Below are 8,595 nucleotides of genomic sequence, written 5' to 3' on the forward strand. Positions count from 1 at the left end.
CACCCCCGTCCCCACCCCGCTGCCCCCTGAAAGGACCACAAGATGGCCCGACCGAAGAACCTACGGGAGTCCCTGCCGGGGCTGCGCCGTATCTTCGGCCACCTGCGCCCGCATCTGCGCCAGGAGCGGACCCTCGTCGCCGGCGGCTTCATCGCGCTGTTCACCGAGGTCGCCTTCCGGCTGCTGGAACCCTGGCCGCTGAAGATCGTCCTGGACGCGGTGGTCCGTCCCGACCTGGAGCCGACCCCGCGCCTGATGTTGATGCTGGTGCTGTGCGGGGTGACGGTCGTCGCGTTCGCCGGGATGCGCGCGCTGGCCTCCTACCTGATGACGAGCGCGTTCGCGCTGGCCGGGTCGCGCGTGCTCACCAAGGTCCGGGGCGACCTGTTCGCCCACCTGCAACGCCTGTCGTTGCGCTACCACCGCAGCAGCCGCGCCGGCGACCTGCTGACCCGGCTGACCGGGGACGTCAACCGGTTGCAGGAGGTCGCCGTCACCGCGGCGCTGCCCATGGTGGGCAACGTCGTCACCCTGCTGGGGATGAGCGTCGTCATGCTCATCATCAACTGGCCGCTGGCCTGCCTGGTGCTGGCGATGTTCCCGGTGTTCGCGCTGTACGGGACGCGGGACTCCGCGCGGATCAACTCGGCGGCGCGCGAGCAGCGCCGCCGCGAGGGCGAGCTGGCCGGCGGCGCGGCCGAGGCGCTGGCCGCCATCACCGTCGTGCAGTCCTACGGCCTGGAGGCCGAACAGCAGAGGGGCTTCGCCGCCAGCAACGACTCCAGCCTCGTCTCGGGCGTGCGCGCCACCCGGCTGTCGGCGGGGCTGGAACGGCGCACCGACCTGCTCGTGGGCATCGCCACCGGCATGGTCGTGACCGCGGGCGGGTATGCCGCTCTCTCAGGCAGCCTCACCCCCGGCGAACTGGTGGTGTTCGTGACCTACCTGAAGAGCGCGTTCAAACCGATGCGGGACATGGCCAAGTACACCGGCCGCATCGCCAAGGCCGCGGCCAGCGGTGAGCGCGTCGCCGAGCTGCTCGCCGTGCGCCCCGACATCACCGACGGGCCGCTCGACGTCACCCCGCCGCGCCGCGGCGAGGTCCGCTTCGAGTCGGTGAGCCTGGACTACGGCGCGGGCCGGTGGGGGCTGCGCGGACTGGACCTGGCGGTGCCCGCGGGCACCCGGGTCGGCGTGATCGGCCCGTCGGGGTCGGGCAAGTCGACGATGGCGTCGCTGCTGCTGCGCCTCCAGGACCCCACCGAGGGGCGGGTGGTGATCGACGGGCTGGACCTGCGCGACCTGCCGGTCGCGGCGGCGCGCTCGCAGGTGGCGATCGTGCTCCAGGAGTCGGTGCTGTTCGCCACGACGATCCGGGAGAACATCCGGCACGGCGACCCCACCGCCGACGACGCGCAGGTCGAGGCCGCCGCCCGGGCCGCCAACGCGCACGGCTTCGTCTCCGCGCTGCCCGACGGCTACGACACGGTGCTGGGCGAGCGCGGGGCGACCCTGTCGGGCGGGCAGCGTCAACGCATCGCGATCGCCCGGGCGATGCTGCGCCGCTCCCCCATCGTGGTGCTGGACGAGGCGACGACCGGCCTGGACCCTGATAGCCGGCGGGAGGTCCAAGACGCGCTGGCCGAACTGACCCGGGGGCGCACGACCTTCCTCATCTCCCACGACATCGACGCGGTCGCCGACTGCGACGTCGTCATCGCCATCCACGACGGGCGGGTGCTCGCCCAGGGACAGCCCCAGGAGGTCATCGAGGTGACCGCGAACATCGCCGCCGCGTCGGAGACGACCGGCTCCCCGACCGAGCCGAGGAGGCCCACCGGTGCTTGAGCCAGCGGACGCCGAGATCGCCGACCGCGACCCCGCCCTTCCCGCGCTGCGGGTGGTGCTCGACCACGAGGCGCTGACCTCGCTGGTGGCGGAGCTGCTGCCCGCGGACGCGAAGGCCCCCGAACGGGTCACCGTCACCTACCTGCGCTACAAGCCGGGCACCAGCCTGACCGCGGCGCTGCGGCTGGGGTACGGCGGCAGGACCCGCCGCGCCTTCCTGCGGGCCTACACGGCCGAAGGCGACGGCAAGCTCGGTAAGGACGTCCGCCACGCCGAGGGGCCCCCCGCGCCGGCCCCGCCAGGCGTCGATCTGACGGAAGTGACCGATCCGGGCTGGCGGGGCCCCCTGGTCGCCCCCGACCTGGGGCTGGTGGTGGCGGCGCCCGCCGACGACCGCGCCCTGCCGGCGCTGCGCCACTTCGCCGGCGCCCCCGGGTTCGCCTCGCAGGGGACCCGACGCGCGCGGACCCTGCGCCACAAGCCGGGACGGCGCTGGGTGGGCCGGCTCGACGGCGACGCCCGGCGCCCCGAGCACGTGCTGCGCGCCCACTCGGGCGGGGTGAACGTCGCCCCCTATGTCACGCTGGCGGCGGCCGGGCTGCCGGTGCCGGAGGTGACCAGGGTCAGCAGGTTCGGGCTGTTGGCCACGCGCTGGATCCCCGGGACGCCCCTGGACGGAGCGCTCGCGGCCGGTGACGTCGACGCGCCGGCCGCCGTGGGAGGTCTCCTCGCCCGGTTGCACGCCGTCCCGGCGCCCCGGGAGCTCCCCGAAGCCCGGCCCACGGACCCGGCTGTGGCCGCGCGGGCCGTCGCCGCGCTCCTGCCCGACCTCGCGGCGCGGGCGGAGCGGGTCGCCCAGGCGTGCGCCCGGGCCCTGGAACCGGAGCCGGGCGTCCTGGTGCACGGCGACCTCTCCGCCGACCAGGTCCTGCTGACCGAGCGAGGCCCGGCGCTGATCGACCTGGACCGGGTGCGGGTGGACGCCCCGGCCGCGGACCTGGCGTCCTTCGTGGCCGCCGAGATCGCCGCGGGCCGGGCCCTGGCCGGCGCCGAACCGGACCGGGTGCTGGGCCCGCTCCTCGACTCCTACCTGGAGGCCCGCCCCGGCCGGCCCCGGCCGCGGGGGCTGGCCGCGCACACGGCGGCGGCGCTGCTGAACCGGTGCGCCGAGCCGTTCCGGCACCGCGTGCCCGGCTGGGCGGGGCAGGCCCGGATGCTCGTCGAGACGGCCGCCGGACTGGTGGGCGCGTGAACGAGGACCACGCGGCGCAGGACGGCCGCGCCCACCCGTGGAGGATCCCGTGACCGAACGCTTCGTCGCCGACCGGGTCGTCTCCCCCGCCACCGGCGAACCGCTGCTGCTGCGCCGGGCCTGGCCGCGCGGCACCGACCACGCCCTGGTCGAGTGGGAGCAGGCCGACGGGCGGCGCGTCGCCGGGCAGTGGTTCGCCGACCCCGACCGGCTGGAACGGGTCGCGGCGGCGACCCCGGGCGCGTCCGCCCTGCCCGGGGAGGGCGTGCTGCTCCAGCCCGACGGGGCCGACCGCAGGCTGCCGAGGGTGCGCGCGCTCGTCCGGGCCGGCGGCCGGCTGGTCGCCCACCGGCCGGAACGGCGCGCCGTGGTGCGCACCGACCGCGGCTACGTCAAGGCGGTGCGGCCGGGGCGTGAGGCCGCCCTCGTGGCCCGCTTCGAACAGGCCGAGCGCCTGGCCGGGACGGCGTTCGCGGTGCCGCGGCTGCTGGAGGACATGGGCGAGGGGGCGACCCTGTGGTCGGCGCTGCCGGGCGAGCCGCTGACGCGCCCCGCGGCCGGCGGGCGGGTCGGCGACTGGCTGCTCGACTGGTACCGGGCCGGCGCCGCGCTGGCCGTGCTGCACGCGGCGGAGCCCCCCTCACCCGGTCCGGGCGGGCAGGGCGGGCCGCCCCGGCACACCCCCGCCGACGAGAAGGAGGCGGTGCTGCGCTGGCTGCGCCCGGCCTGGCGGTTCGGGCTGCTGCCGTACGCCGACCCTGGCCCGGTGCTGGCCGCGCTCGGGGAGGAGGCCGGCGCGCCGCTTCGCCCGGTGCACCGCGACTGCTACGACAAGCAGTTCGTCGCCGCCCCCGAGGCCGAGCGGATCGGGCTGGTGGACCTGGACACCCTGGCGCTCGGCGAACCCGCGGTGGACGTGGCCAACGTCGTGGCGCACATGGCACTGCGGAGCGCCCAGGGGGTGGTGGGCCCGGCCCGCGCCCGGGCGGCGCGGGCCGCGTTCCTGGCCGGGCTGGAACCCGACGAGGCGACGCTGCGCCGGGTTCCCGCCTATGTGGCGGCGACCCGGCTGCGCCTGGCCGGGGTCTACGCCTTCCGGCCCCGCTGGCGGGGGCTGGCCCGGGAGCTGTACGCCTCGGCGCTGGAATCGCCCCCGGCCCCCGGTTGAGACGGGCCGGGGCCGCGCCCCGCCGGGTACGGCGGCGGCACGGCCCCGGTTCGCGGTCAGTAGCGGCCGGCGAACTCCGGCTCCTTGCGGCCCACCTCGGAGGGGCCGGTCCAGGAGGGGACCTCCTCGTCGCGCTTCTCGGGGATGCCCGCCGCGTCGGCGCGGGAGAGCAGACCCTGCTCGACGGCCATCCAGCGGATGATGCGCGGCGTGGTCCACAGGGTCGGCAGCATGATCAGGCCGACGGGGACGGCGGTGACCACGATGAACGACTGGAGGGCGTTGACCCCTCCGTCGCCGATCGCGATGAGGACCGCCGCGGCGGCGCCCATCACGACGCACCAGAAGGCGCGGATGACGGGGCGCGGTTCGCTGTCGCGCATGCCCGAGGCGGCCAGCGCGTAGGACATCGAGTCCATGGTGGAGGCGACGAAGACGACCGTCACCACCAGGACGATCACGCCGAGCAGGGCGCTCATCGGCAGCTGCTGCACGATCGACAGCGCGGCGGCCGGCAGACCGGTCTCCTCGTAGGGGCCGGAGACCGAACCGGGGTTCTGCGTCTCCAGCCAGATGCCGGTGCCGCCCAGGGCGGTGAACCAGAACGTGGTGACCACGGTCGGCAGGACGGTTCCGCCGATGAAGATCTCCCGGACGGTGCGGCCCTTGGAGATCCGCGCGATGAAGATCGCCATCAGCGGGGCGTAACCGACCCACCAGGCGAAGAAGAAGGTGGTCCAGGAGCCCAGCCACGACCCGTCGCCGCGGTAGACCGACATCGATAGGAACTGGGTGGCGTGCAGCGCGAAGGCGTCGAAGAAGGTGTTGAAGACGAACACCGCCGAGCCGAGGGCCAGCACGCAGACGAGGAGGGCGAGCGCGACCCACACGTTGAGCCGGCTGAGGAACTGGATGCCCTTGTCCAGACCGCTGAGCACCGAGATCGCGGCGACCACGGTCAGCCCGATGATCACCACGAGCTGGGTGGCGTAGCCGTCGAACGTCCCGAACATCTCACCGGAGATGTAGGAGACCTGAAGGCCGAGGAAGCCCACCGGGCCGACCGTTCCGGCGACGACGGCGAGGATGCAGCAGATGTCGGCGACCGTGCCGATCCAGTGGTCCTTGACCCGGTCGCCCATGATCGGGTACAGCAGGGTGCGCGGCCGTAGCGGCAGGCCGCGTTGCACGCCCCGCATCATGACGAACGTCGCCAGCGTCCCGCCGACGGCCCAGCCCAGGAAGCCCCAGTGGATGAAGCTCTGGGCCAGCGCCACGCTCTCGGGCGAGGGGTCGGTGGCGCCGCCGCCGGTCCCGAACAACGGCGGGGTGTCGACGTAGTGGGCGATGGGCTCGGCCGCCGCCCAGAACACGCCGCCCGCGCCGAGCAGGGTCGTCATCACCATGGCGACCCACTTGAACCAGCCGAACTCCGGACGCGCGATCCCGCCCATGCGGACCCGGCCGTAACGGGAGCAGGCGAGGACGGCGGCGACCAGGAACGTGGCCAGGAGGAAAAGCTGCCAGTAGGCGCCGAACCAGTCGGCGGACCAGGTGAACGCCGTGTCGACGGCGTTCTCCGTGGCGGTGGGGAAAAGGAGGGCTGCGGCGACGAAGGCGATGAGGGCTCCGCCACTGACGCCGACCACCCAGGTGTCGACCCGCCCCTCCTCTCGTTTTCGGAGGGCACGGGTGCGTACACGTTCAACCATGTTGACCATGGGAATGAGAACTCTTCTCAGCTCGTCTGGACCGGTCGAAACGGTCCTCAGACGCCTGCCGGGTCGGCAATGAACGACCCCGAAGACGACAAAAACGTCTTTTCTATCAAATTGCGACGGTACCCGGCGAAGTAACGCGCCATGCACCGTCACGCTGTGGCGGATCACTCACTCCGGCGTGCCTGGCGCACATCCCGGCGGGGATCCGCCATCGCGACGGCGGTCGGAACCGCGACGTGACGCCGTTCACCGCGGGACGTGGTTCATGCCACCGCGGACGCGCCCACCGGCCGCCACCACGCCGTCCCGGGCCCGGTCACCTCCACGCCGGCGGACGCGGCGCCTCCCGCTCGGTCCCCGTGCGCAGCCGTGTCCCGCGCTCGCGGCCCGTCAGCCAGCCCAGCAGGTCGGCGGCGGGCCCGGTCACCTCGGCGACCTCGCCCTCCCCCGCGACCTCCCAGGTCCGTCGCCGGTCGGTGGCGACCAGGTGCAGCGCCGGGCATCCCGGCCGCTGCGAGAGGTCGCCGGCGGCGCGGTCCAGCAGCGCGTCGACCAGCTCCGCCGGCAGGTCCGCGCAGGAGTCGCCCGCGTTGAGGTCGACGAGGTGCAGCCACACCTCGACCACGCGCTCCCAGGGAAGGTCGCGCGCCGTGATCTCGGCCCCCCGCGCGTCGGTGAGGACGGTGTCCGGTTCGGCCTCCCCCAGCCCGGCCAGGGCCTCGCTCAGCCGGCGCGCGGAGTCGGCGAACTCGGCGCGCAGCCACTCCGGCGGGTCCTGCGCGCCCTCCTCGATCTGGGCGTCGCGCTCCTCCGGCGACGGGTACATCGGGGTCTGCACACCGGTGCGCGCCCAGGCGACCAGGTTCAGCAACGCCCCGGCGTTGGCCACGAGGTGGGCGATGACGTGCGCCCTGGTCCACCCCGGCAGCCGCGAGGGCACCCGGAAGTCGGCGTCGGGAAGGCCCGCGATCCGTTCGGCGAAACGCTCGGTTCCCTGTTCCAACCACGACTGGATCTGTTTCGGTTCGAGCTGCGGCATCAGGTTCTTCCTGGCTCGGGGGCGGGCCGTCCATGTCCGTCCCTTAGATCCCCCATGGCCGCTGGTTTATGCTCGATGGCCCGCGGCCGCCACCGGGCCGGGCCGCGAAACCGGGCGCGTGGTGGTGCGCGCACCACCATCCACGGGGACATGGCACCAGACTCGCGCCGCTTCGCTTGCCAAGCCGCGCACCGGCTCCCAGACTGGAAGGCAGGGGCCGCGCAGCCGGCCCCTGCGACAACCGAACGCATGAGCATCGACGCCGCCTGCCGTCCCCGATTCCCCCGCGCGCAGCGGAACCGGGAACCGGACGGGGTCGTTGGACGTGAAGGGCCCAGGCCCCGCGCCATCGCCGGCGATGGCGCCGCGCGAGCGCTCACGACCCTCACTTCCGCGGCCAGGCGGAGCAGACTGGAGACCACATGGCTGTCCATCCGCAGGCGCGGACCGTTGCCGAGACGTTCCTCAGGGACATCGACGGCGAGGCCCCCGGCTTGGTGGAGGGCCTGTACCTCACGGGGTCGGTCGCCCTGGACGACTACCGTCCGCACGTCAGCGACGTCGACTTCGTCGTGGTCACCGCCCGCCGCCTCACCGACACCGACTTCGACGCGCTGCGCCGCGTCCACTCCCGCATGCGGTCACGGTTTCCCCGACCGCAGTTCAACGGCATCCACGTCACGTGGGAGGATCTCGACGACGACCCCGCCGCGTGCGGCCCCCTCGCGTCGGTGAACGCGGGCCGGCTGCGCCGCAAGGCGAGCGCCGACGTCAACCCGGTCACCTGGCACGTGCTCGCCGAGCGCGGCGTCACCGTGCGCGGGCCGCTCCCCGTCGAGCTGGACATGTGGAACGAGCGCGACAGCCTGCGCGACTGGTCGCTGGGCAACCTCGACGAGCACTGGCGCCGCTGGCGGGCCAAGGCCGGCCGGCTGGTCACGCCGCGCGGCCTGGCCGCGCTGGGGTCGCTGGCGCCGTCGTGGAGCGTGCTGAGCGTCAGCCGGCTGCACTTCACGTTGCGCACGGGCGAGATCACCTCGAAGTCCGGCGCGGGGCGTTACGCGCTGCACGCCTTCCCCGAGCGGTGGGACCGCATCGTCAACGAGTGCCTGCGCATCCGCCGCGGCTCCCGGCTCCCGTCGCTCTACCAGAGCGCGCTGGCCCGCCGCCGCGCCGCCCTCGACTACATCGAGATGGTCCTGGACGACGCCCTCTCCCCCCAGCCGGCCTGACCCGCCGCCCAGACGCACACGTGGGGCCTCTCCCGGAACACCGGGAGAGGCCCCACCTTCTTCGCCCACCCTGAACTGGCCCCCGACCGCTCCGGCTCGCCACCCCGGGCGGGCACGGAGAGGGGCCGTCCCCGCGTGCGCGGGGAGCAGCGCCAGCGCGTGTGGGAGTGGTGGTCCGCCGAGGGGCCATCCCCGCGTGCGCGGGGAGCAGGCAGCCAGCTCGGCCTGCTGGGTGATGGTCGCGGGTCCATCCCCGCGTGCGCGGGGAGCAGGCACGATCCGGACATGGCGCACGTCAGCGGCAGGGTCCATCCCCGCGTGCGCGGGGAGCAGCG

Annotated in this window: 6 protein-coding genes; 4 read left to right on the forward strand and 2 right to left on the reverse strand. The window is 74.3% G+C overall.

What is annotated here, in order from left to right; translation table 11 throughout:
- Positions 1–42: 42 nt before the first annotated feature.
- The 3 genes from B5D66_RS10605 to B5D66_RS10615 are packed head-to-tail and all read left to right on the forward strand — an operon-like array spanning position 43 to position 4,268.
- Positions 43–1,848, forward strand: a complete 1,806-nt coding sequence (locus B5D66_RS10605; RefSeq protein ID WP_078761519.1) for an ABC transporter ATP-binding protein — start codon at positions 43–45, stop codon at positions 1,846–1,848.
- A complete protein-coding gene (locus B5D66_RS10610) occupies positions 1,841–3,100 on the forward strand; it encodes a phosphotransferase (RefSeq protein ID WP_078761520.1) in 1,260 nt (419 codons plus the stop codon). Before B5D66_RS10605 ends, B5D66_RS10610 begins: the two co-directional genes overlap by 8 nt.
- Positions 3,101–3,149: 49 nt before the next feature.
- A complete protein-coding gene (locus B5D66_RS10615; protein ID WP_144390075.1) occupies positions 3,150–4,268 on the forward strand; it encodes a phosphotransferase in 1,119 nt (372 codons plus the stop codon).
- 56 nt (positions 4,269–4,324) lie between these two features.
- On the opposite strand, the gene B5D66_RS10620 is transcribed toward B5D66_RS10615, so the two are convergent.
- Together B5D66_RS10620 and B5D66_RS10625 are read right to left on the reverse strand one after the other, a co-directional pair.
- On the reverse strand, positions 4,325–5,980 hold the full coding sequence (locus B5D66_RS10620) for a BCCT family transporter (protein ID WP_078761712.1): 1,656 nt from the start codon (positions 5,978–5,980) through the stop codon (positions 4,325–4,327).
- A gap of 325 nt (positions 5,981–6,305) precedes the next feature.
- Positions 6,306–7,028: a maleylpyruvate isomerase family mycothiol-dependent enzyme gene (locus B5D66_RS10625; RefSeq protein WP_078761522.1), complete on the reverse strand. Its 723-nt coding sequence runs from the start codon at positions 7,026–7,028 to the stop codon at positions 6,306–6,308.
- Between the two features lie 422 nt (positions 7,029–7,450).
- On the opposite strand from B5D66_RS10625, the gene B5D66_RS10630 reads away from it, so the two are divergent.
- The gene (locus tag B5D66_RS10630) at positions 7,451–8,260 is read left to right on the forward strand and encodes an aminoglycoside adenylyltransferase domain-containing protein (RefSeq protein WP_078761523.1); all 810 of its coding nucleotides are present in this window, start codon (positions 7,451–7,453) and stop codon (positions 8,258–8,260) included.
- Positions 8,261–8,595: the final 335 nt, after the last annotated feature.

It is taken from the genome of Marinactinospora thermotolerans DSM 45154, from assembly GCF_900167435.1.
Classification (GTDB): Bacteria; Actinomycetota; Actinomycetes; order Streptosporangiales; family Streptosporangiaceae; genus Marinactinospora; species Marinactinospora thermotolerans.